This is a genomic window from Kitasatospora sp. NPDC057595, from assembly GCF_042800875.1.
In the GTDB taxonomy this organism is placed as follows: Bacteria; Actinomycetota; Actinomycetes; order Streptomycetales; family Streptomycetaceae; genus Kitasatospora.
This window is the reverse complement of the sequence record NZ_JBHVGL010000008.1, coordinates 144,970-171,069: the sequence shown is the minus strand read 5'-3', so window position 1 is coordinate 171,069 and position 26,100 is coordinate 144,970. Positions and strand designations below refer to the sequence as shown.

The 26,100-nt window shown below is 74.4% G+C and carries 24 protein-coding genes and 1 pseudogene; 15 read left to right on the top strand and 10 right to left on the bottom strand.

The genetic code is table 11. The features are described from left to right. Positions 1-99 precede the first annotated feature (99 nt). Together ACFU9E_RS15175 and ACFU9E_RS15170 are read right to left on the bottom strand one after the other, a co-directional pair. The gene (locus tag ACFU9E_RS15175; RefSeq protein WP_380715047.1) at positions 100-1,914 is read right to left on the bottom strand and encodes an ABC transporter ATP-binding protein; all 1,815 of its coding nucleotides are present in this window, start codon (positions 1,912-1,914) and stop codon (positions 100-102) included. A gap of 262 nt (positions 1,915-2,176) precedes the next feature. Continuing rightward, the gene (locus ACFU9E_RS15170; protein ID WP_380682353.1) at positions 2,177-2,950 is read right to left on the bottom strand and encodes an SDR family NAD(P)-dependent oxidoreductase; all 774 of its coding nucleotides are present in this window, start codon (positions 2,948-2,950) and stop codon (positions 2,177-2,179) included. A gap of 187 nt (positions 2,951-3,137) precedes the next feature. On the opposite strand from ACFU9E_RS15170, the gene ACFU9E_RS15165 reads away from it, so the two are divergent. The 4 genes from ACFU9E_RS15165 to ACFU9E_RS15150 all read left to right on the top strand — a co-directional run bounded on the left by ACFU9E_RS15165 (position 3,138) and on the right by ACFU9E_RS15150 (position 6,435). Then, positions 3,138-3,338 (top strand): hypothetical protein, encoded by a 201-nt coding sequence (locus ACFU9E_RS15165; protein ID WP_355365744.1) that lies wholly within the window; start codon positions 3,138-3,140, stop codon positions 3,336-3,338. Between the two features lie 131 nt (positions 3,339-3,469). Then, positions 3,470-4,366, top strand: coding sequence for a hypothetical protein (locus tag ACFU9E_RS15160; protein WP_380682354.1), 897 nt, complete (start codon positions 3,470-3,472; stop codon positions 4,364-4,366). Further along, on the top strand, positions 4,363-5,340 hold the full coding sequence (locus tag ACFU9E_RS15155) for a DUF6895 family protein (protein WP_380682355.1): 978 nt from the start codon (positions 4,363-4,365) through the stop codon (positions 5,338-5,340). The genes ACFU9E_RS15160 and ACFU9E_RS15155 overlap by 4 nt, the downstream gene beginning before the upstream one ends. After that, positions 5,341-6,435 carry a serine hydrolase domain-containing protein gene (locus ACFU9E_RS15150; protein WP_380682357.1) on the top strand — a complete coding sequence of 365 codons (1,095 nt, stop codon included), beginning with the start codon at positions 5,341-5,343 and terminating at the stop codon, positions 6,433-6,435. It abuts the gene before it with no gap. 140 nt (positions 6,436-6,575) lie between these two features. On the opposite strand, the gene ACFU9E_RS15145 is transcribed toward ACFU9E_RS15150, so the two are convergent. Genes ACFU9E_RS15145 through ACFU9E_RS15135 form a run of 3 tightly spaced genes read right to left on the bottom strand, consistent with a single transcriptional unit; the run spans position 6,576 to position 10,251 of the window. Further along, a complete protein-coding gene (locus ACFU9E_RS15145) occupies positions 6,576-7,469 on the bottom strand; it encodes an SDR family oxidoreductase (RefSeq protein ID WP_380682358.1) in 894 nt (297 codons plus the stop codon). Beyond that, positions 7,466-8,509, bottom strand: coding sequence for an alpha/beta fold hydrolase (locus ACFU9E_RS15140; protein ID WP_380682359.1), 1,044 nt, complete (start codon positions 8,507-8,509; stop codon positions 7,466-7,468). The genes ACFU9E_RS15145 and ACFU9E_RS15140 overlap by 4 nt, the downstream gene beginning before the upstream one ends. Continuing rightward, a complete protein-coding gene (locus tag ACFU9E_RS15135) occupies positions 8,506-10,251 on the bottom strand; it encodes a flavin-containing monooxygenase (protein ID WP_380682360.1) in 1,746 nt (581 codons plus the stop codon). The genes ACFU9E_RS15140 and ACFU9E_RS15135 overlap by 4 nt, the downstream gene beginning before the upstream one ends. A 180-nt stretch (positions 10,252-10,431) precedes the next feature. Here ACFU9E_RS15135 and ACFU9E_RS15130 point away from each other — a divergent pair, with 180 nt between their 5' ends. The 3 genes and pseudogenes from ACFU9E_RS15130 to ACFU9E_RS15120 all read left to right on the top strand — a co-directional run. Next, a complete protein-coding gene (locus ACFU9E_RS15130) occupies positions 10,432-11,208 on the top strand; it encodes a MerR family transcriptional regulator (RefSeq protein ID WP_380682361.1) in 777 nt (258 codons plus the stop codon). A gap of 150 nt (positions 11,209-11,358) precedes the next feature. Then, a complete protein-coding gene (locus tag ACFU9E_RS15125; RefSeq protein ID WP_380682362.1) occupies positions 11,359-12,348 on the top strand; it encodes an ABC transporter substrate-binding protein in 990 nt (329 codons plus the stop codon). Positions 12,349-12,372: 24 nt separating this feature from the next. Next, positions 12,373-12,867: pseudogene (locus tag ACFU9E_RS15120) on the top strand (GNAT family N-acetyltransferase); the annotation flags it as partial. A gap of 74 nt (positions 12,868-12,941) precedes the next feature. Here the strand turns inward: ACFU9E_RS15120 and ACFU9E_RS15115 are convergent. Next, positions 12,942-14,999 (bottom strand): SMI1/KNR4 family protein, encoded by a 2,058-nt coding sequence (locus ACFU9E_RS15115; RefSeq protein ID WP_380682363.1) that lies wholly within the window; start codon positions 14,997-14,999, stop codon positions 12,942-12,944. A 176-nt stretch (positions 15,000-15,175) separates the two neighbouring features. On the opposite strand from ACFU9E_RS15115, the gene ACFU9E_RS15110 reads away from it, so the two are divergent. From ACFU9E_RS15110 to ACFU9E_RS15090, 5 genes are all read left to right on the top strand, one after another. Continuing rightward, the gene (locus ACFU9E_RS15110) at positions 15,176-15,589 is read left to right on the top strand and encodes a hypothetical protein (RefSeq protein WP_380682364.1); all 414 of its coding nucleotides are present in this window, start codon (positions 15,176-15,178) and stop codon (positions 15,587-15,589) included. Next, positions 15,586-16,443: a hypothetical protein gene (locus tag ACFU9E_RS15105; RefSeq protein ID WP_380682365.1), complete on the top strand. Its 858-nt coding sequence runs from the start codon at positions 15,586-15,588 to the stop codon at positions 16,441-16,443. The genes ACFU9E_RS15110 and ACFU9E_RS15105 overlap by 4 nt, the downstream gene beginning before the upstream one ends. 104 nt (positions 16,444-16,547) lie before the next feature. Continuing rightward, the gene (locus ACFU9E_RS15100) at positions 16,548-17,018 is read left to right on the top strand and encodes an NUDIX domain-containing protein (protein WP_380683940.1); all 471 of its coding nucleotides are present in this window, start codon (positions 16,548-16,550) and stop codon (positions 17,016-17,018) included. 70 nt (positions 17,019-17,088) lie between these two features. After that, entirely contained in the window at positions 17,089-17,619 is a 531-nt protein-coding gene (locus ACFU9E_RS15095) for a GNAT family N-acetyltransferase (RefSeq protein ID WP_380683941.1), read from the top strand. A 349-nt stretch (positions 17,620-17,968) separates the two neighbouring features. Further along, positions 17,969-18,676: a bleomycin resistance protein gene (locus ACFU9E_RS15090; protein WP_380683942.1), complete on the top strand. Its 708-nt coding sequence runs from the start codon at positions 17,969-17,971 to the stop codon at positions 18,674-18,676. A gap of 99 nt (positions 18,677-18,775) precedes the next feature. Here ACFU9E_RS15090 and ACFU9E_RS15085 read toward each other — a convergent pair whose 3' ends face one another. Next, entirely contained in the window at positions 18,776-19,177 is a 402-nt protein-coding gene (locus ACFU9E_RS15085) for a VOC family protein (RefSeq protein WP_380683944.1), read from the bottom strand. 311 nt (positions 19,178-19,488) lie between these two features. On the opposite strand from ACFU9E_RS15085, the gene ACFU9E_RS15080 reads away from it, so the two are divergent. Further along, entirely contained in the window at positions 19,489-20,286 is a 798-nt protein-coding gene (locus ACFU9E_RS15080) for an inositol monophosphatase family protein (protein ID WP_380683955.1), read from the top strand. Between the two features lie 386 nt (positions 20,287-20,672). Here the strand turns inward: ACFU9E_RS15080 and ACFU9E_RS15075 are convergent, their stop codons facing one another. Beyond that, entirely contained in the window at positions 20,673-22,289 is a 1,617-nt protein-coding gene (locus tag ACFU9E_RS15075) for a pyridoxal phosphate-dependent decarboxylase family protein (RefSeq protein ID WP_380683945.1), read from the bottom strand. Then, positions 22,286-23,656 (bottom strand): diaminobutyrate--2-oxoglutarate transaminase family protein, encoded by a 1,371-nt coding sequence (locus ACFU9E_RS15070; protein WP_380683946.1) that lies wholly within the window; start codon positions 23,654-23,656, stop codon positions 22,286-22,288. Before ACFU9E_RS15070 ends, ACFU9E_RS15075 begins: the two co-directional genes overlap by 4 nt. A 249-nt stretch (positions 23,657-23,905) precedes the next feature. On the opposite strand from ACFU9E_RS15070, the gene ACFU9E_RS15065 reads away from it, so the two are divergent. After that, positions 23,906-24,703: a class I SAM-dependent methyltransferase gene (locus ACFU9E_RS15065; protein WP_380683947.1), complete on the top strand. Its 798-nt coding sequence runs from the start codon at positions 23,906-23,908 to the stop codon at positions 24,701-24,703. A 64-nt stretch (positions 24,704-24,767) separates the two neighbouring features. Further along, a complete protein-coding gene (locus ACFU9E_RS15060) occupies positions 24,768-25,133 on the top strand; it encodes a PH domain-containing protein (protein WP_355365681.1) in 366 nt (121 codons plus the stop codon). 10 nt (positions 25,134-25,143) lie between these two features. On the opposite strand, the gene ACFU9E_RS15055 is transcribed toward ACFU9E_RS15060, so the two are convergent. After that, complete coding sequence (locus tag ACFU9E_RS15055) at positions 25,144-26,049, bottom strand: NADP-dependent oxidoreductase (RefSeq protein WP_380683949.1); 906 nt, start codon at positions 26,047-26,049, stop codon at positions 25,144-25,146. Between the last annotated feature and the right edge of the window lie 51 nt (positions 26,050-26,100).

Sequence of the window (26,100 nt, the reverse complement as noted above, 5' to 3'; positions counted from 1 at the left end):
GCCGAGCGGTCGACGCCGAGCGGACGGCGGCAAGCGGACGGCGCCGAGCGGTCCGCGGCAATCCGGCGGCGGGAGCGGCGCAGCGGCCGTCCGCCCGGGTCAGGGCGCGACGGCCACGGCCGGGGACTCCCGCCGGAGCAACGCGGCGTAGCGGCCGTCCGCCGCCAGCAGCTCCTCGTGGGTACCGAGTTCGGCGACCTCGCCGTGCTCCAGGACGGCGATCTGGTCGGCCGCGCGCACGGTGGAGAGCCGGTGCGCGATGGTGATGGTGGTGCGTCCGACCGCGAGGGTGTCGATGGCCTCCTGGACGGCGCGTTCGGTGCTGTTGTCCAGCGCGCTGGTGGCCTCGTCGAGGATCAGCACCGGCGGGTTGCGCAGGATGGTGCGGGCGAGCGCGAGGCGCTGTTTCTCCCCTCCCGAGAAGCGGTAGCCGCGCTCGCCGACCAGGGTGTCGTAGCCGTCCGGCAGGGCGGCGACGGTGTCGTGGATCCGCGCGGCCCGGGCGGCGGCGACGAGTTCGCCGTCGGTGGCGTCCGGCTTGGCGAAGCGCAGGTTGTCGGCGACCGAGGCGTGGAAGAGGTAGGTCTCCTGGGAGACCACGCCCACTGCTCGGGCGAGCGTGTCGAAGGACAGCTCGCGGACGTCGACGCCGTCGATGGTGACCCGGCCGCCGGTGACGTCGTAGAGCCGGGGCACCAGGTAGCTGAGCGTGGTCTTCCCCGAGCCGGTCCCGCCGACCACCGCGAGCGAGCCGCCGGCCGGGATCCGCAGGTCCACCCCGGCCAGGGTGGGCCGTTCCTGCTCCGGGTCGTAGCGGAAGTCGACGCCCTCGAAGCGGACCTCGCCGCGAACGGTGTCCAGGGTGACGGGGTGCTCGGGCTCGTCGATCTCCACGGTCAGGTCGAGGTACTCGAAGATCCGCTGGAAGAGCGCGAGCGAGGTCTGCACCTGGACGCCGGTGGCGAGCAGGCTGACGGTCGGGCGGAACAGGCCCTGCTGCAGCGAGACGAAGGCGACCAGGGTGCCGACCGAGACGATCGGGGCGCCGCCGGCCGCCGTCATGCCGGCCGCCCAGTAGATCACCGCGGGCATCGCGGCCATCACGATCTGGATGGTGTTCATCCGCCAGCGGCCGGCCATCGAGGCACGCACCTCCAGCTCGGCCAGCCGGTCGGACTGGCCGGTGAACTCCCGCGACAGCGAGTCGGAGCGGCCCATCGTGCGGCCGAGCAGGATGCCGCTGACCGAGAGCGACTCCTGGACCGCCGAGCTCATCGCGGCGAGCTGCTTCTGCCGCTCACCGGTGATCTTCTTGCGTTCGTTGCCGACCCGGCGGCTGATCCAGACGAACAGCGGAAGGAGCAGCAACGAGACCACGGTCAGCCGCCAGTCCAGCGCCACCATGGCGACCACCGAGGCGATCACGGCGGTGAAGTTGGAGACCAGGGAGGTGGCGGTGGAGGTCACCGTGGACTGCATGCCGCCGATGTCGTTGGCGATCCGGGACTGCACCTCGCCGGTGCGGGTGCGGGTGAAGAACGCCAGCGACATCCGCTGGAGGTGGCCGTAGACGGCGGTGCGCAGGTCGTGCATGACCTGCTGGCCCACGGTGGTGGAGATCAGCGTCTGCAGCACGCTGAAGATGCTGTTGACCACGGCGGCGGCGACCATGCCCAGCACCAGGGCGGTCAGCAGCCCGGTGCGGCCCTGCGGGATGGCGGTGTCGAGGACGGCGCGCAGCAGGAAGGGCGTGGTCACCGAGACCACGGCGGAGGCGGCGACCAGCAGGCCGACGACGGTCAGGCGGCCGGAGTAGGGGCGGAAGAGCGCGAGGATGCGGCGCCACTGGGTCGGCGGGCGCGGGTCGTCCTCGGCGCGGTCGGGCGGGGTCCACTGGATGCCTTCGGGGCGCACGGGCGGGCAGCCTCCCTCGGACGGCCGAACGGGCGCGGCGCCCGGGGGCGCGCGCCGACGGCGGGGTGGGCGGTCGGGCGGCCGCCAGCATAACGAGAAAGGCTCATAGTTAGCAAAGCTAATAGTGAGATGCCCTCTGCGTTGCCGGGTCGGGACGCCCGACCGCCCCACGCAACGCCGCCCCGCACAGCGCCAGGCACCGCACAACGCCGCGCACCCGCCGCGCCGTGGCCGGTACGGCGGGTGTGTGCCCTCGGGCGGGTCAGTTGGTGCGGTACGTGCGCGCCGCCTTGGAGGAGACGCCGCCGAGCTTTCCGGACGGCAGCACCCGGGCGATCGCCACCGCCAGCTTGTAGCGCTTGCTCGGCACCGAGACCGAACGGCCCCGGGCCAGATCGCGCATCGCCTCGTCCACCACGCGCTCGGCCGACAGCCACCCCCAGGCCGGGATGTTGTCCGTCCCCATGCCGGCCCGCTGGTGGAACTCGGTGCGGGTGAAGCCCGGGCAGAGCGCCATCATCCGCACCCCGGTGCCGCCGAGGTCGCGCATCACGCCCTGGGTGAAGCTCACCACCCAGGCCTTGCTCGCGCCGTAGGTGCCGCGCGGCAGGAAGGCCGCCACCGAGGCCACGTTGACGACCGCGCCGCGACCGCGCTCGCGCATCCCCGGCAGGGCGGCCGTGGTCAGCCGCAGCACCGCCTCGATGTGCACCTTCAGCATGTCCAGCTCGTCCTGCAGCGGCACGGTGGAGAACGCGCCCCGGTTCCCGAAGCCGGCATTGTTCACCAGCAGGTCCACCGGCCGGGCGACCCCGGACAGTCGGGCCTCGACGGCCGCGATGCCCTCGTCGGTGGCAAGGTCGGCGCCGAGCACCTCCACCTCCACGCCGAACCTCCCCCGCAGCTCCTCGGCGGAACGTTCCAGCCGTTCGGTGTCCCGGGCCACCAGGACGAGCCGGTAGCCGCTCCGCGCGAGCCGGCGGGCGAACGCGGCTCCGATGCCGGCGGTCGCGCCGGTGATCAAGGCAGTGGTCATGCAGCGACCGTACCTACTCCCGAGTACCCGCGACAGCCCGGTGGGGCCGCTGCGCCGTGGGGTGGTGGCGCTTCGTGACGGCGGTGACGGAGCGTACAGGGGTGGCGCCGTTCGGTTCGTGCTCGTATCGTCGGTCGAGGGGGCATCGCCGGACCAGGCGGTGGAACTTCGATGAGGAGGCACGCAGATGCTTGCTCAGACCACCCGTACCACGCGGGCTCCGCTCGCCACCCAGGCCGAGATCGACACCCTCGGTACGTTGATCACGGAGGACGAGGCGGCCGTCAGCGACGCGCCCACGTACCAGCCCGAAGCCGCAGGCCTGCTCCTGCTGCTCGGACTCCTCCTGCTCTCGCCGCAGAAGCAGCCCAAGGAGAAGACCCGGTAGACCCCCTGGATCCGGTCGACCCGGTCGAGATCTCGGCCGGGCCGACGGCCCGGCCGAGATCTCGAACCGACCGGGCCACCGATCGGTTCCCGAAGGTCCTGAGCACGCTCCAGACAGGAGAATCCCACTCCATGCCGTTCGCCGACACCACACTCCGCGACGAGTACGCGGCGGCCGTCGAGCGAGTGGCGGGCCGGGTCCTCGACGCCCTCCGGGGCGCCGGGGACCCGGCCGCGCCCACCCGCCGGTCCGCCCCGGACGCCGCCCGGCTCGCCCACGCGACGCCCGAGGGCCCCCTCCCCGCCGAAGGCCCCCTCTCCCGGGCCGAGTTGGCCGCGGTGCGAGTCCTGGGGCCCGACCTCTTCGCCGCCCAGCTGCTCGCCGGCCAGCGCCTCGACGGACCGACCGCCGACGCCGCGGCCGAGGCCCTCGGCACCTTCCCGATGAGCGAGGCCTCCCCCGCACCCGGCGCCCCCGGTATCACCGCCACCGCCGCGGGCCCTGCCACGACGGGCGCCGCGCTCGCCAACGCCTGGCGGGACCGGGCCACCGCGCAGCTCGTCGCACTGGCGGGCCGCCCCGTCCCGGCCCTGGGCCCCGACCCGGTCCGCCCTCAGGAGCCGACCCCGCGCGACTGGCCGCGGTGGTCCGTGGACATGGCCCGGCTCTCCGCCCTCGCCCTCCCCCGGCTCGACGGCCCCGTGCACGAACTGGCCCGCCGCCACTCGCTGACGCTGGCGCGCGGCGTCACCCGCTCCATGCTCCGCCGCGACTACCGCACCGCCGCCCGGCTCGCCCGCTGGCTGGCCTGGAACGAGGCGGACGGCGGCCCGGTGCACCTGGAACTCGGCCCCGTCCTGGACCGGATCCGCGCGGTCGGCGACGGCAGCACCCGGATGTGGCTCGAACTCGCCATCACCGAGCAGCTGTCGAGCGCCGGCGAACCTTCCGGCGGGCGCACAGGCGGGAACTCCGGCGGACATGCCGGCGGACATTCCGGCGACTCCCCGGACGGAGCGGCAGCATGACGGACAGTCAGATCATCGCCATCGCCCAGCAGGTCGGATCGAAATCGCTGCGCTGGCTGCACTCCTACTACGAGAGCGGCCTCGGCGGCTTCCAGGAGGACGTCACCACCGACCTCGCCAACCCCAACGAGATCTACAAGCCCCTCGGCGAAGTCGCCCTGGCCACCGGCCTGCTGCTGCGCGAGGGGGTCGCCGGCGCCGACGACACGCGGATCGCCCGCCAGGTCATCGACCTCGCCTGGGCCGAACTGCGCGAAGGGGACCTGCTGTACGACCGGCAGCTGCGCTACCCGCTGATGACCGACCCGCTGGAGGTCTACGTCCACTTCGCGCGGGCCGGCTTCCGCCACCCGGCCCTGGAGGACCAGCTGGCGACGCTGAACCGGCTGCACTCCGTCCGGGCCGCCGAGCAGCTTCCCAGCCGCCGCCTGGCCTCGGCCAACGCTCGGCGCGTGATCGGCCTGGACCAGCTGGAGGACTGGAACGAACTGGCCGCCGCCACCTGGCTGGGCGCCACGCCCGAACCGTGGATCATCGACTGGCTCACCGCCTACTACGTCACCCACTCCGTCTTCCACCTCACCGACTGGGGCGCCCGCCCCGACTGCCTGCCCGCGCACATCCGCGACTACCTGCGCGACTGGCTGCCGGCCTGGCTCGACGTCTGGCAGGAGGTCGGCCACTGGGACCTCGTGGGCGAACTGCTCATCGTCGCCGCCTGCATCGGCGAGCTCGACCAGGGCACGACCGGCTGGGCCGCGCTGGCCGCCGCCCAACTGCCCGACGGGCTCCTGCCCAAGGACGCCAACACGGCGACGGAGGGGGATCCGACCCAGCTGCTCACCGACCACGGGCACACCGCCGTGGTCGCCGTGGTCGCCGCCACCACCACCCTGGCCCGCGCTCTCGGCGGCACGACCGGGGCCTCGGCGGGCGCGCCGGCGGTGGCGGTCGGAGCGCCGCCGGAGAGCTAGGTGGATCCCCTCGGCGGCGCCGCACCGGAGCAGGACGATCCTTGGGGCGAGCGCGAGTTGGCCGAACTCGTCCGCGCCGCCGGACCGGGATCCAGCGCCGTGACGCTCGCCGTGGCACAGGGCGAGCGTCGGGCGGTGCGGTGCGCCGGACGGGTGGACCACGGCGTCGGCGAGCCCTGCACGCCCGACACCGTCTTCGAACTGGGCTCGATCACCAAGACGTTCACCGCCCTGCTGCTCGCCGAGCTGGCCGCGGGGGGCGAACTCGCCCTCGACGACCCGGTGGAGCGGCACCTCCCGGCCGACTGGCGGCCCGCCGACGTCCGGCACGGCGGGCCGATCCGGCTGCTCCACCTGGCCACCCACACCTCCGGCCTGCCGAGGCTGCCGCCGGGACTGATGACCAGCGCCGTCGCGGCCTGGAACAGCAATCCGTACGCCGCGTACGGCGACCGGCGACTGCGGGTGGGCCTCGCCCGGACCACCGTGCGGCACCGGCCGGGCGAACGGTTCGGCTACTCCAACTTCGGGGTCGGGCTGCTCGGGCGGCTGCTCACCGAGGCGGGACGCGGCGCCGGCTACGCGGAACTGCTCGCCGACCGGATCTGCCGCCCGCTCGGGCTGTGGGCCACCACCTGCTCGCCCGACTCGCCGCACCGGGCGATCGGCCACCGGCACGGGCGTCCGCTGCCGCCGTGGCGCATCCCCGGCCTCCCGGGCGCGGGCGCCGTCCGGGCCAGCGGCGCCGACCTGCTGCGGTATCTGCGCGCGCACCTGCGGCCGGGCGAGGGCGGGCCGGCGGGCGCGGGGGCGTTGGGGCAAGCCCTGCGGGAGGTGCAGCGGCCGCGGCTGAGACTGCCGCGCTCGGGCGACCAGCTCTGCCTGGTCTGGAACCTCCGGCGCACCCCGGACGGCCGGGACCTCTTCTTCCACTCCGGCGGCACCCGCGGCTGCACCACGCTCATCGCGTTCTGCCCGCAGACCGCCACCGCCGTCGCCGCCCTCTGCAACGCCGGCCCGAGCCGGCGGGACAACTTCGCGCAGGCGGCCTACGACGTCTTCAAGCAGTTCGCCCGGCCGGCGGACGAGGGGTGAAGGCGGAGGGTGAGGCGGGGGAGACTGACAGATGACAGCTGACAGATATTGAAATCTGTCAGCTGTCATCTGTTAGCTGATATCTGTCAGCTGTCAGTTGTCAGCCGCCGCCCGTCAGTCCCGCCCGTCAGCCTCGCCCGTCACCGCCGCTCGGTGCGGGCGGCTGTGTCGGCGGCACCGCCGGCGCCGACGGCGCGCAGGCGGGTGGCGGCGGTGGCGGCGAGCTGGGGCGCGAGGCGGGCCACGTCGCGGGAGCCGACCACCGCGATCAGCGACGGCAGGACCCAGCGGACCGGCTGTATGCCGCGCAGCCAGGCCTGGGCGTAGACGTGGGCGGAGCGCCGGGCGATCCCGGCGACCAGGCGGTCCACCGCCGGCTCCAGCGGATACGTCTTGTTCGCCGGCCACGGCAGTCGCGAGCGCATCTGCTTGAGCACGGTGTCCTCGTCGGCCCCGCGCACCATGTCGGTGTCGGTCCAACTCAGGTAACCCACACCGACCTTGACACCCTCATGGGCGACCTCGGCACGGATCGCGTGGGCGAAGGCCTCGACCCCCGACTTGCTCGCGCAGTACGCGCTCATCAGCGGCGCCGGGATGAGCGCGGCCAGCGAGGCGATCTGCAGCAGATAGCCACGACTCTCGGCGAGCACCGGGAGGAAGGCACGGGCGGTCGCCACACTGCCGAGCAGGTTGACCTCGATCACCCGGCTGAACGCCCGGTGGTCGTTCTGCAGCAGCGGGCCGCCGATCGCGATGCCCGCGTTGGCGACGACGGTGTCGATCCGGCCGTAGTGCTCCTTGATCCGCCCGGCGAGTTCGGTGAGCACCTCGACGTCGGTGACGTCGACCTCCCAGGCGGTGGCATCCGGGCCGCACTGGGCGGCCACGGCCTTGAGCTCCTCCGGCTCCAGGCCGAGCAGGGCGACCTTGGCACCGCGGCGGGCGAGGGCACGGGCCAGCGAGGCGCCGACGCCGCGCGCGGCTCCGGTGACGACGACGACCTGGGCGGAGAGCGGCGGGGCGGCGGTCATGCGACGGCGGTCCTCTCGGGGTCGGTATCGGTCGTGGCGCCGGCGCCGGTCGTGGCGTCGGCGGCGGCAACGGCGGCAACGGCGTTCGAGGCGACGGCGGTGGCCGTCGCGGGCGCGGCGGCGCGGACGCCCGGTAGGTAGGCGGTCGCCATCCGGTCGATCTCGGCCGCGATCTCGGCCGGCCGCTCGATCGGCGCCATGTGGCCGACCCCGGGCAGCAGGAGCAGCCCCTGGGGGTCCGCCAGCGCGGCGACCATCCGGTGCGCGTGCACCGGCGGCGTGAGCCGGTCCTCGGCGCCGACCACGACGGACGTCGGCGCGGCGAGTCGGGCCAGCCCCGCGCGGACGTCCAACCGGTCCAGCACCTGGGCCCAGTTGGCCCGGACGCCGGCCGGACAGGCGTGCACGATCCGGACCGCCGCTTCGACCTGGGCGGCGGGCACGCCCCTCCCCGTGATCGCGTACCCCAGCGCGGCCCGGGTGACCGGACCGACCGGGCCGAGCGGCAGCCGGGAGCGCAGGATCCGCCGGTGCAGGAAACGCCGCACCCCCGGCGGACGCACCGCCCCCGGGACCACGCGCAACTCCTCGACCAGGTCGGACGGTCCGGTGGAGACCAGAACGGCCGCCGCCGTGCGCTCGGCGACCTCGGGCCGGGCGGCGCCCGCCATGACGGTCATGCCGCCCATGCTGTGCCCGGCCAGCACGGCCCGCTCACCCTGCGGGACGACCCAGGTGAGCACCGCCGCGAGGTCCTCGGCCAGTGCGCGGGTGGAGTAGCGCACCCGGCTCGGCGGGATCTCGCTGAGCCCGTGACCGCGCTGGTCGTAGGCCACCACCCGGTACCGGTCGGCGAGCCGGTGGATCACCGGCGCCCAGAACCGCGTCGAGCAGGTCCAGCCGTGCGCGAGCACGACCGTCGGGGCGCCGGGCTGTCCGTGGACCTCGACGTGCAGCCTGGTCCCGTCGGCCGAGCGGACGTCCAACTCCGCCGCGGGCACGGGATGCAGGAAGTCGGCGGGAATCGGCGGGCGACTCATACCAGGACCTCCCCGGCCTCGGCGGCGATCCCGGGCAGGCCCGGGCGACTCTCCCGACGGAGGGTCAGTTCGTATTCGGTGAGATCGACCTTCCGGGTGGCACGGCGGAACGAGGTGGTCGATCCCGGCCAGAGCACGGTGTTCTTGCCGCTCCTGTCCAGGTACCAGCTGCGGCAGCCGCCGGTGGTCCAGACGGTGCGGTCCATCCGGTGCTGGAGTTCGAGGTTCCAGCGGCGCTGCGCCCGGGCGGTGGGCTGCATCGCGCTCGCGCCGATCCGGTCGAGCGTGGTCAACGCATCGATCATGTAGTTGAGTTGGGACTCGATCATCAGGATCATCGAGCTGTTGCCGAGGCCGGTGTTGGGGCCGATGACGAAGAAGAAGTTCGGGAAGCCGTGCACGGTGGAGCCGCGCAGCGCCTCCATGCCCTCCTTCCACTCCTCGGTGAAGCTGGTGCCGTTGACCCCGAACACCCTGGAACCCAGGGGCATGTCGGTGACGTGGAAGCCGGTCCCGAAGACGATCGCGTCCGCCTCGTGCTCGCTGCCGTCGGCGGCGACCAGGGTCGAGCCGCGCACCTCGCGCAGACCGCCGGACACCACCTCGGTGTTGGCGGCGGCGAGCGCCGGGTAGTAGGTGTTGCTGAGCAGGATGCGCTTGCAGCCGATCCGGTAGTCGGGGGTGAGCCGGGCGCGCAGGGCCGGGTCGGCGACGCCGTCCGCGATGTGCCGCTCGGCGAGCCGCTGGACCAGCTTGAGCAGACCGGGCCGCCGGACGAAGGCGTCCACCTGGAGCTCGCGCAGCGCGAACAGCGCGCCACGGCGGACCTTGGCGGTGAACGGGAGTCGGCCGTGCAGCCACTTCTCCAGCTCGGTGATGGTCCGGTCGCGGCGCGGCAGGACCCAGGCCGGAGTGCGTTGGAAGACCGTCAGCTTTCCCACCCGCGGCTGGATCGCCGGGATGATCTGGGCGGCGGAGGCCCCGGTGCCGACCATCGCGACGCGCTTTCCGGCGAGGTCGAAGTCGTGGTCCCAGCGGGAGGAGTGGAACACCGCGCCGGGGAAGGAGTCCAGGCCGGGCAGGCCGGGGATCTGCGGGTCGGCGAGCGGTCCGGCGGCGGCGACGATCGCGTCCGCAGTCCAGCGGCCGGCCGTTGTGGTGATCCGCCAGCGGGTCCGCTCGATGTCCCAACGGGCTTCGACGACCTCGGTGTTGAGCCGCAGGTGGGGGCGGATGCCGAAGACGTCGGTGACCTTCTCCAGGTAGGCGCGGATGTCCGGCTGGCCGGAGAAGCTGCGCGGCCAGTCCGGGTTGGGGGCGAAGGAGAAGGAGTAGAGGTGGGAGGGGACGTCGCAGGCGCAGCCGGGATAGCTGTTGTCCCGCCAGGTACCGCCGACCGAGTCGGCGCGCTCGAGGATGACGAAGTCGGTGATGCCGGCGCGGCGCAGCCGGACGCCCGCGCCGAGGCCGCCGAAGCCGGCGCCGATGACGGCCACCCGGACATGCGGGACGGGCTGCTCGTCAACGGGCTGTTCGTCAACGGGCTGTTCGTCGGCAGGCCGTTCGCCGGTGGGCCGCTCCTCGGCGGCCCGCTCCGTGACGGCCTGCTCCTTGACGGCCTGCTCCTCGGCGGACGCGGCCTGGCCGGGCACGGTCGCACCCGCGCCAGCACCGGCGCCGGCGGCGGCGTCGGAGTCCGCGTCGGACGCGCGGGGGCGGGGGCGCTTGCTGCTGGATGCCATGCGGCGTCCTCCTGGAGGGTGGGGGCCGTGGGGCGCGCGTCACCGCTGCTCGGCGGGGCGCGGATCACGCCAACCATGCCAGCAATCACTGGCATGATTGGCAGGTTAGCCCTTGTTGACACTTGATGGAAGAAGCCCGACAGACCCGACCGGACGATCGCCGGTCCTATGCTGAGCGCCGTGGACAAGGTCGAAGCTGCTGCCGAGGACGGACACCGCGAGTTCCGGGTGGAGGAACTGGCCCGGGCGGCCGGGATCACCGCCCGCACCCTGCGCTTCTACCGCGAGCGGAAGCTGCTCCAGCCGCCCCGCAGGGAAGGACGGATCGCCTGGTACGGCGAGGGCCACCTGGCCCGGCTGCGGATGATCGCCGAACTGCTGGAACGCGGCCACACCCTCGGCGGCATCGCCGAGCTCATCGGCGCCGGCGAGAGCGGGCGGGACGTCGCCGAGCTGATCGGACTGGAGGCGGCGATCGTCGCGCCGTGGTCCGACGAGACGCCGGTCCACCTCGACTGGGACGAGCTGAAGGCGGCCCTCGGCGACCAGCTCACCGAGGAGAACACCGCCGAGTCCGTCGCCCAGGGCTTCGTCACGATCGAGGAGAACGGGGTCACCCACGTCAGTCGGCGACTGATGGACGCCACCACGGCGCTGGTCGCGGAGGGTGTGCCGCTCTCGGTGGTGCTGGAGGCCAGCCGACAGACCCAGGAGCACGTGACGGCGATCGCCGAGATCTTCACCTCCCTGGTGCGCGACCACCTGCTCGGCGCACTGGCCGCCGACACCCCGCTGCCGCCCGGCGAGGCCGCCCGGCTGACCGAGCAGGTGCTGCGGATCCGACCCCTCGCGCGGACGGTCACCGACGCCCAGTTCGCCCTGGCGATGGACCGCCGGGTGCACGCCGAGTACGACGAGGTGCTCCGCCAACGCATGGAGCACCGGGAGGACGACTGACGGCTGACAGCTGACGAAATCTGTCAGCTGAAATCTGTCAGCTGTCATCTGTCAGTCGTCAGCCGCCGCGGCCGCCCGCAGGCGTAGCGATCCGCGGCACCGGGCAGGGATGGGACGCCTCGCCGTCTGCCACCGGAACGGAGTCGCCCGATGCCCGATGCCGCCGACCGCCCCCTGCCCGCACCTCCGACCCGCCGCCGACTGCTCGCCCTGACCGCCGGGCTGGCCTCCGGCCTCGCGCTCACCGCCTGCGGCTCCGGCGGCCCGGCGAAGGCGGGCGGAGCGAACGCCCCAGACGGCCGCGTCGTACGGCACGCGCGCGGCGAGAGCACCGTCCCGGCGCGGGCCGGCCGGGTCGTCGTCCTGGACACCGACGCCCTGGACTCCGCCGTCTCCCTGGGCATCACCCCGGTCGGCGCCACCACCGTCGCAGCCGGCGCGCCGCTCTCCGCCTACCTCCCCGCCGAACACCTCGCCGGAATCAAGACCGTCGGCACCATCGGCTCGCCCGATCTGGAGGCCGTCGCCGCCCTCCGTCCGGACGTCATCCTCAGCAACCAGGTCCGCGACGACAAACGCTACGACGAGCTCTCCAAGATCGCGCCGACCGTGCTGAGCAAGACCACCGGCCCCGCCTGGAAGGAGAACGTCCGGCTGCACGCCGAGGCCCTCGGCCGTCAGAGCGAGGCGGCTGCCGCCGAACAGGCGTACCGGGCGAAGCTCGCCGAGGTGGTCACCGCGCTCGGTGGGCCGCAGAAGGCGGTGGCCCTCAAGGTCGAGGTGGCCCGCTTCCTGGCCGGCGCGCCCACCCGCCTGTACCTCAACGACACCTTCGTCGGCTCGATCCTCGCCGACCTCGGCGTCGGCCGCCCCGCCAACCAGGACAAGCCCGGTTTCTCGATCGAGATCAGCCCCGAGCAGGTCGACCAGGCCGCCGCCGACGTCATCTTCTACTCGGTCTACGGCGACGCGGCCAAGTCCGACCAGGCGAAGATCGTCGGCGGCACGCTGTGGAAGAGCCTCGACGCGGTCCGCAACGGCAAGGTCTTCCAGGTCGACGACAACCTCTGGATGCTCGGAATCGGTTACACCGGAGCCGGTCTGATCCTCGATCGGATCCATCACGACCTCGCCGCCTGACGCGACCGGACCTACCATCCGATCATGATCGAAGGAAAGAAAGTGCGGCTGCGCGCCCTGCGCGCCGAGGACGCGAAGCACCAGCTCCGTTGGCGCAACGACCCCGAGGTGATCCGGCAGGCGGCGGCCGGGGATCCGAACTTCGGCCCGATCACCGCCGAAGCCCTGGCGGACCGGTTCGACCGGATCCTGCGACTCCACCCGCGCGAGGCCTGCATGCTGACCGTCGAGGAGACGTCCGGCGGCCGTCCGATCGGTCTGGTCGACTACCGGGGCCTCGACCCGTACAAGGGCGTCGCGGAGGTCGGGATCGCCATCGGCGAACGGAGGTTCTGGGACCGCGGCTACGGCTCCGAGGCCCTCGGCCTGCTGGTGGACCACCTGTTCGGCGCCTTCCCGCTGCACCGGCTGGAGCTGGACACCTGGAGCGGCAACGCCCGTGCCGCCCGCGCCTTCACCCGTCTCGGCTTCCGCGAGGAGGGACGCCGCCGGGCCGCCGTGCTGCTGGCCGGCGTCCGCTACGACCGGCTGCTGTTCGGCATGCTCCGCCAGGAGTGGGAGGAGCGGCACGGCCTCACCGCACCCGACAGCGTTCACGACACCCCCGGCGGCCCCTTCATCGGACCGCCCGGCACCCCCGAAACCCCCACAGCGCCGCCCGCAACACCCGACACGCCCGGCGCGCTCGACACGCCCCCGGCGAGTCGTGACCGCAACGCCGCGAGCGCCTCCTCCCGGGCCTCCGACGTCGGGTGGGGCTCCGTGAGCACCATCCTCGCCGTCGAATAGGCCTCACCCGGCAGTGTGGGCGGCGTCCACGACGGGTCGGCGAACGTGTACAGCCTCCCCTCGGTGAGCGCGAACCGGGGCAGTGCCACCCCGAACTCCGAGGCGAGCGCGGTCAGCAGGCCGTACTCGCCCTGGCGGCCGTGGGCGTGCGGACCGAAGTGGCGGTCCGGGTCGAGAGCGGGCGGAACCTCCGTCGTTCCACGGCGCCCGATCTCCGGTCCACGCACCGTGAACCCGTACCGCTCCTCGCCGCCCGCGGCCACGGACAGGTGGAAGAAGCCCTCCTCCGGCTCGACGAACACGGCGAGCGCGCGCCCGCCCGTCCGGCCGGAGGCGGTCACGGCCGGGGTCGCGACACGCGGAGCCACCGACGCCGCAAGCCCCACCGCCCCGGGCGCTGTCCGCGCCTCGAAGGCGAAGCTCCACTCGGCCCCGCCGTCGCCGCCCGCGTGGCCGACGAGGGCAGGCTGCGGGTCCTCGGAGGAGAAGACCGTCCGCTCCCGGAGCCGGTCCGTCCCGGCCTCCCAGCGGGTCGCGGGCGGCTCCAGCACCGCCCCCTCCCCGGCGAGGACGGCCGGTAGCCCGTCCGGGGCCACCCCCTCCACCAGCACGAAGCGGTACGGCCGGGGCCGACCGGAACGCGGCTCCAGGGCGAGCCAGGCCAGTCCGTCGCCCACGGCTTCCGGCTCCGCCGCCGCCCGCTCCCCCACCTCCGCGTCGGGCAGGCCACGCGGAGTGGCGAGCAGTTCCAGCCCGCGCTCCGCCGTGAACAGCGGCCCGAGCAGCGGGTCCGCGAGCAGCCCGACGGGCGCGAGGTGGTCCGGCCCCACCGGTGTCCAGCGCGGCAGCGCGGCGCGCAGCGTCCGCCAGGCGGCCTCCGTACCGCCCCAGCGCGCCTGCTCCCGTGCCCGTTCGACCGCCGCACCGAACGGACCGGACGCGGTGTAGCGGTACTCGCGCTCGCGCACCTGCCGGAGCACCTCGTCGGCCGCGACGCGCAGCTCACCGGTGTCCACCCGCAGCTTGTACCCCCACACCGTCGCGTCGTGACCCCTCCGCACGTGGTGGGCCGCGAGCACCGGTATCACCTCACCGAGGTAGGCGGGATCGCGCGGCAGCTCGCCGAAGGTCGGCTCGGACCGATGCTGCTCGAACCCGCGCAGCTGGTCGAGCATGCCGGCGGCCCGGGGCCGTCCGTACGCGACGGCTTCCGCCAACACCTCCGCCGCCCCTTCGTACGCCCCCGTCAGAGCGTCCAGCCGGGCGGCCTCGACACGCGCGTCCTGCTCCCGGGTGGTGGCGTTGACGAACGGCGCGCCGCACCGGTGGGCGGCCAGCCGGTGGAACTCCTGGTGCATGGCGACCATGAACGCCCGGAACGACGGGTACCGCTCCGGCGGCGCGGCCCGCCACGAGGCGTAGCAGTACACCGCCCACTCCCCATCGGCGTCGACGTCACCCGGGTCGAGCAGGACGAGCGTCGCGTCGGACTCGACGTCGAGCTGCAGGGCCCGCTGCCACAGGCCCTCCGTCTCTCCTTCGTCGAAGTACTCGCTGAGCCCACGGGCGTCCCGGTGCCATCGCGCGTCGCCCGCCCCGGCGAGCCGGTACACGAATCCGCCCGCGTGCCGCCACCCGTCGCTCACCGCGAGGAACTCCCGGTACGACGGCGGCAGCACGCACCCCAGCTCCGCCTGCGCCGCCGCGACCCGCGCGGCCGGCGCCGCGTCGAACCCCAGCCACTGCGCCCGCCACGCCTCCTCGTCACCCTCCCGGAGCTCCCCCGGATCCGTGCACGCCCCGGCCCATTCCTCACTCCACCGGGCGAGGAAGGACCGCCAGTCGAACGCCTGTCCCGTCATGGCGGTGATCCTTGCACGCACTACTGACAATTCCTGTCCGGCCGTCAACTCCTCGGTCGCGAACGGGCATCGATCGCGCGTCGCGGCCCAGCACACCCACCGGCGGTCCCTATGCTGTGCGCCGAAGGGACCGGCACCGCACGCCCGTCCCGGAGACCGAGGGGGGAACCTCGCACATGGAACAGGTCCTGGAACTCGCGCGGACGGCGGGACCGGCGGTGACCGGCATGCTGCTCGGCACGTCGTGGCGCCGGATCCGCGACGGGATCGTCGCGCTGTGGCAGCAGGTCGCGCCGGAGCAGGGCGAGGAGATCGGCGCCGCGCTCGACACGGCGCACGAGCTGCTCGTCGCCGCGCAGGCCCAGGGGGACGAGACCACCGCGACGCGCACCGGGCGCGAGTGGGAGCAGCGCTTCACCTGGCTGCTGCTCCACAATCCCGAACTGGCGGACCGGCTGCGCGCCCTGCTGGCGGCCGACCGATCGGCTCCGTCGGCGGGTACCGTCGTCAGCGGGGAGGCCCAGTACGGGCAGGCGAGCGGTGGCGGAAGCGTGTACAACGCACGACGCGACATCACGATCACGAAGTGAGCACGGGACACACCGGCCCGCCGATCGGCCCGCCGCCCGGCGGTCAGTGGGGGCACACGACGGGCAGCGGCGACTCCTTGAACGCCGGAAACAACATCAACATCATCCAGCCACCCCCACCACCACCGCCGCCGCGCCGCTCCCGGGGATGGCTCGTCGCCGTCTGCCTCGCCCTGGTCTGCGCGGCGGTGGCGGGCGCGCTGGTCGAACGGAAGCTGACCGAGGGAGACGCCGTCAGCGCCGATACCCGGACCGCGGCGGCACCGCAGTCCTCCCCCGCGGCGCCGGCGCAGCCGACGGTGCCGCCGGCATCCACTGCGCCGCCACCCGCGTCCGCCGAACCCGGTTTCACGCTCGCGCCGACCACCACCGCCCCCGCGCCCGCGCCCGTACCCGTGGCCACCACGCCACCGCCACCGACCACGACGGCCCCGGCCAAGGACGCCGTCCGCTACAACGGACCGGTCCGCCTGTCCGGCTCGATCGACCTCGACGCGAACCCGCCACAGCTGACCGGCGACGACGCACCGGGTGTCCTCGGCGGCTTCGGCGTGCTCTACACGAGCTACACCAGCGGCCAGGGCGCCATGGCCTCGGGCCGCAGCGGTGTCTTCCCGAACTTCGGACCGGGACTCGCCCCCTACAAGGACGACGCCACCCCGACCCGCAAGCGGTGCTCCGACCTCCTCCGCTCCCAGGCGACGGACTCCCTGGTGATCGAGACGAACACCCGCTTCTGCGTCCGGACCGTCAACGGCCGCATCGGCCTGATGACCGTCGAGGACTACGCCGCCGCCCCGTTCGGCAGCGGCGCCTTCAACGGCCACGCCCTCATCTGGGAGGGCGTCGGCTGACGTTCCGTGGAGGCCCGGAGCAGGAAGTCGGACCCGCCGACTTCCTGCTCCGGGACTTGCGGCGTCGCAGGCGCGGGGCCGCGGCGTGAGGGAAGGGGAACGAAGTGGGCAGGCGTGACTACGAGGACGATCCGGACGCGCCGACGGCGAACAGTCTGGTGCCGGCGGCTTCGATGGTCGTCGTCGACGAGGCGACGGGCCGGGTGCTGTTGCAGCGGCGGACGGACAACGGGATGTGGGCGCTGCCCGGGGGAACGATGGAGTTGGGCGAGTCGATCGGCGGGTGCGCGGTGCGGGAGACGTTCGAGGAGACCGGGATCGAGGTGGTCGTCACCGGGATCGTCGGCACCTACACCGATCCGCGCCACGTCATGGCGTACGACGACGGCAAGGTGCGGCAGGAGTTCTCGATCTGTCTGCTGGGGCGGCCGGTCGGGGGTGCGTTGCGGACCTCCGACGAATCGTACGAGGTCGGCTGGTTCACGGCGGAGGAGAGCGACCGGCTGCCGATGGTGGCGAGTGTGCGCAAGCGGCTCACGGACTGGCGCGCCGGCGCGGGGCCGGTGGTCCGCTGAGGAGGCGGGCGGACGGGGCCGGCGGCGGGCCGGTCTCGACGGCCGGCGCGGGCCGGGCGAGACTGGCCCGGTGATCGAGCTCCGTGTTCTGACGCCTGCCGATCCCGCCGACTGGCCGCTCTGGCGGGACGCGCGGTTGGCGTCGCTCGCCGATGCCCCGTACGCGTTCAGGGTGCGGCTGGCGGACTGGCCGGCGGGCGGCGAGGAGCAGTGGCGGGCCCGGTTCGCGCGGGTGGATGCCGTGCACGTGGTCGCGGTGGCGGCGGACGGGCGGCCGGTCGGCCTTGCGGGCGGGCTCCCCGGGCCCGACGGCAAGCGGAACGACGGGCCGGACGGCGGGGGCGGGATGAGCGAGCTGCGGTCGGTGTGGGTCGGGCCGCGGGCGAGGGGTCTCGGGATCGGGGACGGCCTGCTCGGCGCCGTCGAGGAGTGGGCGCGGCGCCGGGGCAGCACGTCGTTGCGGCTCGCCGTGCTGCCGGGCAACGCGGCCGCCGTCGCGCTCTACCGGCGGCACGGATTCGTCGACGCGGGCGGGGAGGCGGGCGGAAACCCGGCGAACGGGGCGGCGGAGCGGGTGATGGTGAAGCGGCTCGCGGTCTGAGCAGCCCGGCCGCCGCTCGGTGGCCGCGCCTTGTGGTCGCACGGGACACCGCCACGCGCAGCACCCCCGAGCGGCGCGAACTCCTCGGCTTCCTGGACAGCTTGCCGATCGAACACCGGAACTCCCCCACCGACCACACGGGTTGACGGGAACCGACCGACGCCGTCCGGCCCGGACGACGTCGAACTACGCACCGCCGACCTCGACCGGTCGTACGGGAGCGGCAGTCGGACGGTCGTCCGTCCGGCCCAGGAACTGCCGCTCCTCGCCTACGGCCGCCACTTTCCCGGGGTCGACATCTGACCGGAAGCGTCCGATTCGCGGTCAACCAGGGGTAAAGTCAGCGGGCATGGTCGAATCGACGGTTCCGATCCTCCCCTGTCAGGCCCTCCCGCCAGTGCTCGAGTTCTACACCGCGCTCGGCTTCGAGGTGACCCTCCATCAGACGAGCCCCAGCCCGTACGCCGTGGTCCAGCGCGGCGGCATCCAACTCCACTTCTTCGGCATGAAGCAGTACGACCCGGGCGCCTCGTACAGCACCTGCCTGGTCCGCACGGACGACGTGGACGCGCTGCACGCCGCGTTCCAGGAGGGGCTGCGCTCCGCCTACGGACGAGTGCCGACCCGCGGCCTGCCCCGGATCGGCCCGGTCGGCGACACCTCGCACGGCGTCCGGCAGTTCCTGGTGACCGACCCCGGCGGCAACTGCCTGCGGATCGGCCAGCCGATCCGCGTCGACCAGCGCCACCGGCCGTCCCCCGAGGAGCCGTTCGCCAAGGCGCTGCACCACGCGGCGCTGTTCGCCGACTCGAAGGAGGACCCGGCCGCGGCCGCCCGGGTGCTGGACCGCGCACTGGCCCTGCCGGACGGGCCGCCCGCGCCGGTACTGCTGTTCCGCATCCTGGCCCTGCGCGCCGACCTGGCGCACCGCCTCGCGGACGGCGCGAGCGCCGAGGCGTTCACCCGGCGGGCCGAGCGGGTGGCGACCGAACTGACCGAGGAGGAGCGGGAGTCCGTCCGCGACGACCTCAAGCGACTGGCGGACGTCCTGCTCTGAGCAGGCGTCAGGGACGGGCTCCAGCGCACCAGGGTCCTTGAGCGGCGTGAACGACGCGTACGGCGCGGCCGGCGCGCTGCTCCAGGACCCTGCGCGCGGTCAGGAGCTCCAACTGCGGGTGCAGAGCACCAGGCGATAGCCGTCCGGGTCGGCCACGGTGACTCCGTACTCGTCCCAGTACGGGTTGTGGGCGGGAACCCGGGTGCCGCCGACCTCCTCCAGGCGCCGCACCAGCGCGTCGTCGACGGGCGCGCCCAGGTAGACGACGAAGAGGTCGTCGACGGTGGGCGTCGGCTCGACCGGGCGCTCGGGGTCGCGGGTGAGCTCGAAGTGCCAGCCACCGCCGGACGGGCCGACCATCAGGAGGTCGTGCTCACCGGAGACGCGTTCGGTACTGCGCCACAGGACGGACAGGCCGAGGCCCTCGACGTAGAAGCGCTCGGCCGCGGCAAGGTCCCGGGAGGGGCGCGCGACCCGGATGTGGGTGGTGGAGTCGATCACGGGCGCCGAGCCTACCCCCGTGCGCGCCGGACGCGGCGGCAGAGTCGGCGCAGCCGCTCCTCGTCACCGGCGCGTGGGCAGGCGACGCAGACCCGGGCCGGCTCGACCGCGCAGCGGCCGAAAGTCGGCGGCGCCGGGGAACGGCTGACAATTGACAGATGACAGCTGACAGATATTGAAATCTGTCAGCTGATATCTGTCAGCTGTCAATTGTCAGCCACCGGCCTCCGCCCGGACCTCCGCCCCGCCGCACGCCGACTCCGCACTGACGTGCGAAAGTGGTAGCCGGCGAAGGGAGCGCGCGCGTGCTGATGGAAAAGGTGGCGGAGATCATCGCCGAGGCCTCGGCCGAGGCGGTGGAGCCCCGGTTCCGGGCGCTGGCGGCGGGGGAGGTGATGGAGAAGGTCCCCGGCGAGGTGGTCACCGTCGCCGACCGGGAGGCCGAGGTGATCATCGCCCGACGGCTGCGCGAGCTGCTGCCCATCCCGGTGGTGGGCGAGGAGGCCGTCGCCGCCGACCCTGCCCTCGGCCGGGCGCTGCACGCGGAACCCGCCGTCTGGCTCGTCGACCCCGTCGACGGCACCGCCAACTTCGTCGCCGGCCGGCCCGAGTACGCCGTCATGGTCTCCCTGGTGCGCGACGGCCGGACGGTCGCCTCCTGGATCCGGCACCCCGCCACCGCCACCACCTACACCGCCGAGCTCGGCTCCGGCGCCTGGCGCGACGGCCACCGCCTGACCCGCACGCCCGCCGCCGCCGACCCGGCCAAGTGGCGCGGCTCGGTGAAGAGCCGCTTCCTCGATCCCGCGCGCCGCCGCCTGATCGAGGCCAACAGCGCCGCCTTCGGCGAGCTGGGCCCGGGCCGCCACGCCGCCGGCGTCGAGTACCCGGACGTCGTCGAGGGCGCCATGGACTTCCTCCTCTACTGGCGCACCCTCCCCTGGGACCACGCGCCCGGCTCCCTCCTCCTCACCGAGGCCGGCGGCCGTGCCGCCCGGTTCGACGGCACCCCGTACGCCCCCGAGCCCCCCGGCGGTGAGGACGGCCTGCTGGTCGCCGCCGACCCGGCCACCTGGGAGCGCTGCCGCGAGCTCCTCCTCGCACCGTAGGCACCCCGCGGCCACCCCACGGCCATCCCGCAGCAGATGGCCGCAGCCGGGCTCCAACACTTCGCGATCATGACGTCACGGCGACTGGTCGCGCTGGTCCTCGGCGCCCCCTCCTGACCCCGGCCTGCAGACGGCGCCCCGCTGACCGCCGAGCCGATCGGCGCGACCCCGATCGGATTCTTCGGCACCCCCGGCAACGCCTTCGGCGAGGCCGCGGAGGACGCCGGCGACACCTGGTCCTGCGGCCTGTGGGTGCGACTGGCCCCGCCGGCCCCCGGAAACCACGAACTGACGATCCGGGGCGAGTCCGGCGCCCTCGACCTCTCCACCGGGGTGAAACCACCACCTGCGGGTCGCCACCCCTGCCCCCACCGGGGCCGTCCGAGCTACCGTGCCGCGCTCCACGCCTCCCGGCCCGCCCGGACGATCTCGGCGAGCAGCCCGGTGACCTCCTCGGCGGTGGTGTGCGGGTTGAGCAGGGTCAGCTTGAGCCGGACCCGCCCCGGACCCTCGCCGGGCAGTTCGGTGCGCCCGACCACGGCCCGGCCGGAGCGCAGCAGCCCACGGCGCAGTTCGGCGTTGACCCGGTCGAGCACCGCCGGGTCGACATCGCCCGGGTCGACGCCGGCCAGGTCGCGCACCGCGGGCTCCGCGAGACCGGCCTGCGTCGGCCGGTAGCGGAACAGCAGCGCGGTGAGGACCGGTTCGGCGTGCAGTTCCAGCTCCGGCTCCGCCCGGACGGCGTCGGCGGCGGCGCGGGCGAGGCCGTGGCAGGCGTCGACGAGCCGGCCGAGTCCGGCGCGGCCGAGGGCGCGCAGGGTGACGGCGAGCTTGAAGGCGTCCGGGCGCCGGGTGGTGCGCAGCGAGAGGCCCAGCAGGCTCGGGTAGCCGGCCTGTTCGTCGTCGGCCGGGTTGAGGTAGGCGGCCCGGCGGGCGAGCGAGACGTACGTCTCGGCGCGGCGGACCAGGAAGACCCCGGCGGCGGCCGGCTGCCAGCCCAGCTTGTGCCAGTCCAGCGAGACGGAGTCGGCCCGTTCGATGCCCGTCAGCAGCGGAGCGAGCCGGTCGGAGAGCAGCGCGCCGCCGCCGTACGCGGCGTCGACGTGCAGCCACGCACCGTAGCGGGCGGCGAGGTCGGCGACGGCGGGCAGCGGGTCGACGGCGCCGGTGTCGGTGGTGCCGGCGGTGGCGACGACGGCGAGCGGGGTGGCGCCGGCCCGGTCGGCCTCCGCCAGGGCGCTTTGGAGTGCAGCCGGGTCCATCCGCAGCTCGCGGTCGACGTCGACGGGGACGACGGCCCGTTCGCCGAGGCCAAGCAGGGCGGCCGCCCGCTGGACGGAGAAGTGCGCGGCCCGGGAGGCGAAGATCCGCGGCCGGGTGCCGGCGGGCAGACCGAGCAGACCGTCGAGTTCGACGACGCCGTCGAGTTTCCGGTCGCGGGCGAGCATGAGGCCCATGAGGTTGGACTCGGTGCCGCCGGAGGTGAGCACCCCGGCGGCGTGCTCCGGGTCGTAGCCGACCAGGGCGGCGAGTTCGGCGAGCAGTCCGGTCTCCAGCGCGGTCGCGGCGGGGGCCTGGTCCCAGGAGTCCTGGGAGGGGTTGAGGGCGCTGACGGCGAGGTCGGCGGCGACGGCGACGGCGAGCGGCGGGCAGTGCAGGTGGGCGGCGCAGTGGGGGTCGGCCGGGTCGGCGGCGCCGTGGGCGAGGAGTTCGGTGAGGCGGGCGAGGGCGTCGCGGCCGTGCGCGGCGGCGAGTGCCTCGGCGGTCCGGGCGGCGAGGTCGGCGGGGCGGCCGGCGGGCAGCGGACCGCCGCGCCGGGTGGCGCCGGTCTCCAGCGCGTCGAGGACCGTGGCGAGCAGCGGACCGAGCGCGGCGGGCCCGCCGACCCCGCCGGACAGCGCGTCGAGCGGTCCGGCCCCGCCGAGCGGCCCGCCGACGTCCGGCCCGCCCATGCCGGCGCCGTCGATCCCGCCCCCCGCCCCGCCCGGGTCGTCCCGGCTCACGCGGACACCGCCGGCCCGGCCGCCGCGGCCGCCGCGATGGCGTCGGCGAGCCGGTCCAGCACCGCGGCCGCCTGCTCGTCCGTGACGGTGAGCGGGGGCAGCAGCCGCAGGACGGCATCGTGCCGCCCGCCGAGTTCGACGATCAGCCCGCGCGCGAGGCACGCCTCGCGCACCCGGACGGCGAGCTCGGGGGCGGCCGGCCGGGCCCCGCAGGCGTCCGGCTCCGCCGCCGGGTCGACGAGCTCCACACCGATCATCAGACCGCGCCCGCGCACGTCTCCGATCACCGGCAGTTCCCGAGCCAGCGCCCGCAGCCATTCGGTCATCCGCGCGCCGACCAGCGCCGCCCGTTCGGCGAGACCGTTCGCGGCGACGTGGCGCAGGGTGGCGGCGCCGGCCGCCATGGCGAGCGTGTTGCCGCGGAAGGTGCCGGTGTGCGCGCCGGGCCGCCAGCCGTCGTACTCCTCGCGGTAGACGACGACGGCGAGCGGCAGGCTGCCGCCGATCGCCTTGGACAGCACCATCGCGTCCGGCAGGATCCCGCTGTGCTCGACCGCCCACATCGCACCGGTGCGGCCCACGCCGGTCTGCACTTCGTCGACGACGAGCGGGATGCCGCGCTCGGCGGTGATCCGGCGCATCGCGCGCAGCCAGTCGTCGGGCGCCGGGACGACGCCGCCCTCGCCCTGGACGGCCTCCAGGATCATCGCGGCGGGCGGGACGACGCCGCCGGACGGGTCGTCGAGCAGCCGCTCCACGTAGGTGGCGGAGAGGTCGGCGCCGGCCTCCCCGCCGACCCCGAACGGGCAGCGGTAGCCGTAGGGGTAGGGCAGCCGGACCACCTCGCCGCCGCCGGGCAGCGGCTCCTTGACGGCGACATTGCCGGTGAGCGCGAGGGCACCGGCGGTCATCCCGTGGTAGGCGCCGGTGAAGGCGAGGGCGCCGGAGCGGCCGGTGGCGGTCTGCATCAGCTTGAGCGCGGCCTCGACGGCGTCCGTCCCGGCGGGGCCGCAGAAGTGCACGCGCGCGCCGTCGGCGAAGGCCGGCGGCAGGCTCTCGAACAGGGCGGTGGTGAAGTCGTCCTTCTCGGCGGTGGCGAGGTCGAGCAGGTGGAGCGGGGCACCGCTGTCGAGGGTGCGGCGGATCGCCTCCAGGACGACGGGGTGGTTGTGGCCGAGGGCGAGGGTGCCGGCGCCGGAGAGGCAGTCGAGGTAGCGGCGGCCGTCGGCGCCCTCGACGGTCATGCCGTTGGCGCGCACCGGGACGATCGGGAAGGAGCGCGCGTAGGTGCGGGCGGCGGACTCGCGGACGCGCTGGCGCCGCAGCACGGCTTCGGCCGGGGCCGGAGTCGGCACGGCGGTCGGCACAGGCGTTGGCGCGGCCGTTGGCGCAGGGGTCGGCACGGGGACGGTCGGACCGGTGGCGGGCTCAGCGGCGAGCGTCAAGACGGGCTCCCAGGAATTTAGGTGAGGCTAACCTTACTTCTCTGCCTCGCCCGGATTCGCCCCGGGCCTCCGGAAACCACCCGCGCGAGTGACAGCGGACCCGTTTCCCCAACGAGCGACCCGCCCGGAGGTCACGGTCCGGGCGACAGCACCGCGCGCTACCCTCACCGCATGCCGTCCACCCCACCCTCGCCGTCCACCCCTTCCAGCCCGGACACCAGCGCCGACCCCGGCCCCGACGCCGCCGAGGCTGCCCAGGACGCCGCCGAGTACGCCGCCGAACTGGCCCGCACCCGCGAGTTCTTCGCCGTCCGCGCCGCCGACTGGGACGCCAAGTTCCCCGACGACGGCCCGCGCTACGCCGCCGCAGTCGCCGAACTCACCCTGCACCCGGGCGAGTCCGTGCTGGACGCGGGCTGCGGCACCGGCCGTGCCCTGCCGTCACTGCGCGCGGCGGTCGGCCCGGCGGGCCGGGTGCTCGGCGCCGACGTGACCCCGGAGATGCTGCACGAGGCCGCCGCCCGCCACCCCGGCACCGCCGGGTTGCTGCTCGCCGACTGCGCCCGACTCCCCCTGCCCGACGCCACGCTGGACGCCGTCTTCGCCGCCGGCCTGATCTCCCACCTGCCCGACCCGGCCCGCGCCCTCGGCGAACTCGCCCGGGTCTCCCGCCCCGGCGCCCGGCTCGCGCTGTTCCACCCCGTCGGCCGCGCCGCCCTCGCCGCCCGCCACGGCCGCGCCGTCACCCCGGACGACCTGCGGGCCGAGCCCAACCTCCGCCCGCTGCTCACCGCCGCCGGCTGGCGCCTGACCTCCTACACCGACGCCGACGACCGCTACCTCGCCCTCGCCGAGCGGACGCCGGACGCGACCGGCGGGAACGCGACCAGCGGGAACGCCGCCGACGGAGACGCGACCGACGGCGGCACGAGCGCCGGGGACACGAGCGGGAGCGCCACCCAGCCGTGATCACCGGCATGCCAGACTCGGAACCCTCCGCACCCGAACCGGGTGCCCGACGAGAGGAACCGGCATGGCGCTCTTCGGCAACGCCCACCGCGTGGACAACGACGAGGCCCACAAGGAGTTCGCCCAGCTCTTCGGCGAGGGCGAGCAGCTCCAGGCCGCCTACCAACTGCTACGCGACTCCTTCCTGTTCACCGACCGCCGGCTGATCCTGGTCGACAAGCAGGGCATCACCGGCAAGAAGACCGAGTACCACTCGATCCCCTACCGTTCGATCTCCCACTTCGCCGTGGAGACCTCCGGGAACTTCGACCTGGACGCCGAGCTGAAGATCTGGCTGTCGGGCGCGGCGCTGCCGATCTCCAAGAACTTCACCAAGGGCGTGGACATCTACGAGGTGCAGGCCCTGCTCAGCGAGTTCGTCACCCGCTGACCCCGGCCGCTCAGAACACCAGGGCGAGCTTGCCGTTCAGCCCGCCCCGCCGGAACCGTTCGTGCGCCTCCCGGACCTCGCCCAGGCCGAACACCTCGTGCACCCGGGGGCGCAGCGCGCCGCGGTCGACCAGCGCGACCAGCTCGGCGAGCGCCGCGCCGTCCTCGCGCACCTGGTGGACGGTGGTGCGCACGCCCCGGGCGGACAGGTCGGGGACGGGGCCGGCCTGGGTGGCGATCGACGCGTAGCGGCCGCCGTCGGCCACCGCCCGCGTCAGGAACGCCCCGAAGGTGTCGAAGACGGCGTCGTAGCCGCCCTCGCGCAGTTCGTCGGGGTCGGTGGTGGCCAGGCCGGCGCCGTGCTCATGGGCGAAGGCGACCTGCTCGTCCCGGGAGACCAGGGCGTCGACCTCGACGCCGCGCGCCCGGGCGATCTGCAGGGCCAGCCCGCCGACGGCCCCGGCGGCGCCGGCGATCAGCAGCCGCCGGCCGGCCCGCACGCCGAGCCAGTCGAGGGTCTGCCAGGCCGTCAGCCCGGGCAGCGGCAGCGTCGCCGCGGCGGCCGGCTCGACCGTCCCGGGCGCGCGGGCCACCGCCGCGGCCGGCAGCGCGACCAGTTCGGCCCACGTCCCGCGCCCGGAGCCGAGCTGGTGCGACATCGCCACGACGGGCTCCCCGGCGCGCAGCCCGCTCCGGCCGCCGTCGACCACGGTACCGGCGAGGTCCCAGCCGAGCGTCATCGGCAGCGGCGGCGTCCCCGGGCCGATGGCGCCCTCCCGGGTCTTGTCGTCGACGGGGTTGATGCTGGTCGCGGTGGCCCGGATCAGCACCTCCCCGGCCGCCGCCGTGGGTTCGGGGGCGTCGACGACGCCCAGGACGTCGGGGGTGCCGAAGCGGTCGATCCGGATGGCGCGCACGGGGAGCCCTTCTCCTACGGCGGTGGCGTTCACCGGGTCAACCGCTGTGGT

Coding starts and splice junctions, on each gene's coding strand:
- ACFU9E_RS15160 (WP_380682354.1), top strand. CDS start 3,470: ATGCCGTTCGCCGACACCACACTCCGCGACGAGTACGCGGCGGCCGTC.
- ACFU9E_RS15110 (WP_380682364.1), top strand. CDS start 15,176: ATGGAACAGGTCCTGGAACTCGCGCGGACGGCGGGACCGGCGGTGACC.
- ACFU9E_RS15080 (WP_380683955.1), top strand. CDS start 19,489: ATGGAAAAGGTGGCGGAGATCATCGCCGAGGCCTCGGCCGAGGCGGTG.
- ACFU9E_RS15060 (WP_355365681.1), top strand. CDS start 24,768: ATGGCGCTCTTCGGCAACGCCCACCGCGTGGACAACGACGAGGCCCAC.
- ACFU9E_RS15165 (WP_355365744.1), top strand. CDS start 3,138: ATGCTTGCTCAGACCACCCGTACCACGCGGGCTCCGCTCGCCACCCAG.
- ACFU9E_RS15140 (WP_380682359.1), bottom strand. CDS start 8,509: ATGAGTCGCCCGCCGATTCCCGCCGACTTCCTGCATCCCGTGCCCGCG.
- ACFU9E_RS15135 (WP_380682360.1), bottom strand. CDS start 10,251: ATGGCATCCAGCAGCAAGCGCCCCCGCCCCCGCGCGTCCGACGCGGAC.
- ACFU9E_RS15170 (WP_380682353.1), bottom strand. CDS start 2,950: ATGACCACTGCCTTGATCACCGGCGCGACCGCCGGCATCGGAGCCGCG.
- ACFU9E_RS15125 (WP_380682362.1), top strand. CDS start 11,359: ATGCCCGATGCCGCCGACCGCCCCCTGCCCGCACCTCCGACCCGCCGC.
- ACFU9E_RS15115 (WP_380682363.1), bottom strand. CDS start 14,999: ATGACGGGACAGGCGTTCGACTGGCGGTCCTTCCTCGCCCGGTGGAGT.
- ACFU9E_RS15155 (WP_380682355.1), top strand. CDS start 4,363: ATGACGGACAGTCAGATCATCGCCATCGCCCAGCAGGTCGGATCGAAA.
- ACFU9E_RS15090 (WP_380683942.1), top strand. CDS start 17,969: ATGGTCGAATCGACGGTTCCGATCCTCCCCTGTCAGGCCCTCCCGCCA.
- ACFU9E_RS15145 (WP_380682358.1), bottom strand. CDS start 7,469: ATGACCGCCGCCCCGCCGCTCTCCGCCCAGGTCGTCGTCGTCACCGGA.
- ACFU9E_RS15065 (WP_380683947.1), top strand. CDS start 23,906: ATGCCGTCCACCCCACCCTCGCCGTCCACCCCTTCCAGCCCGGACACC.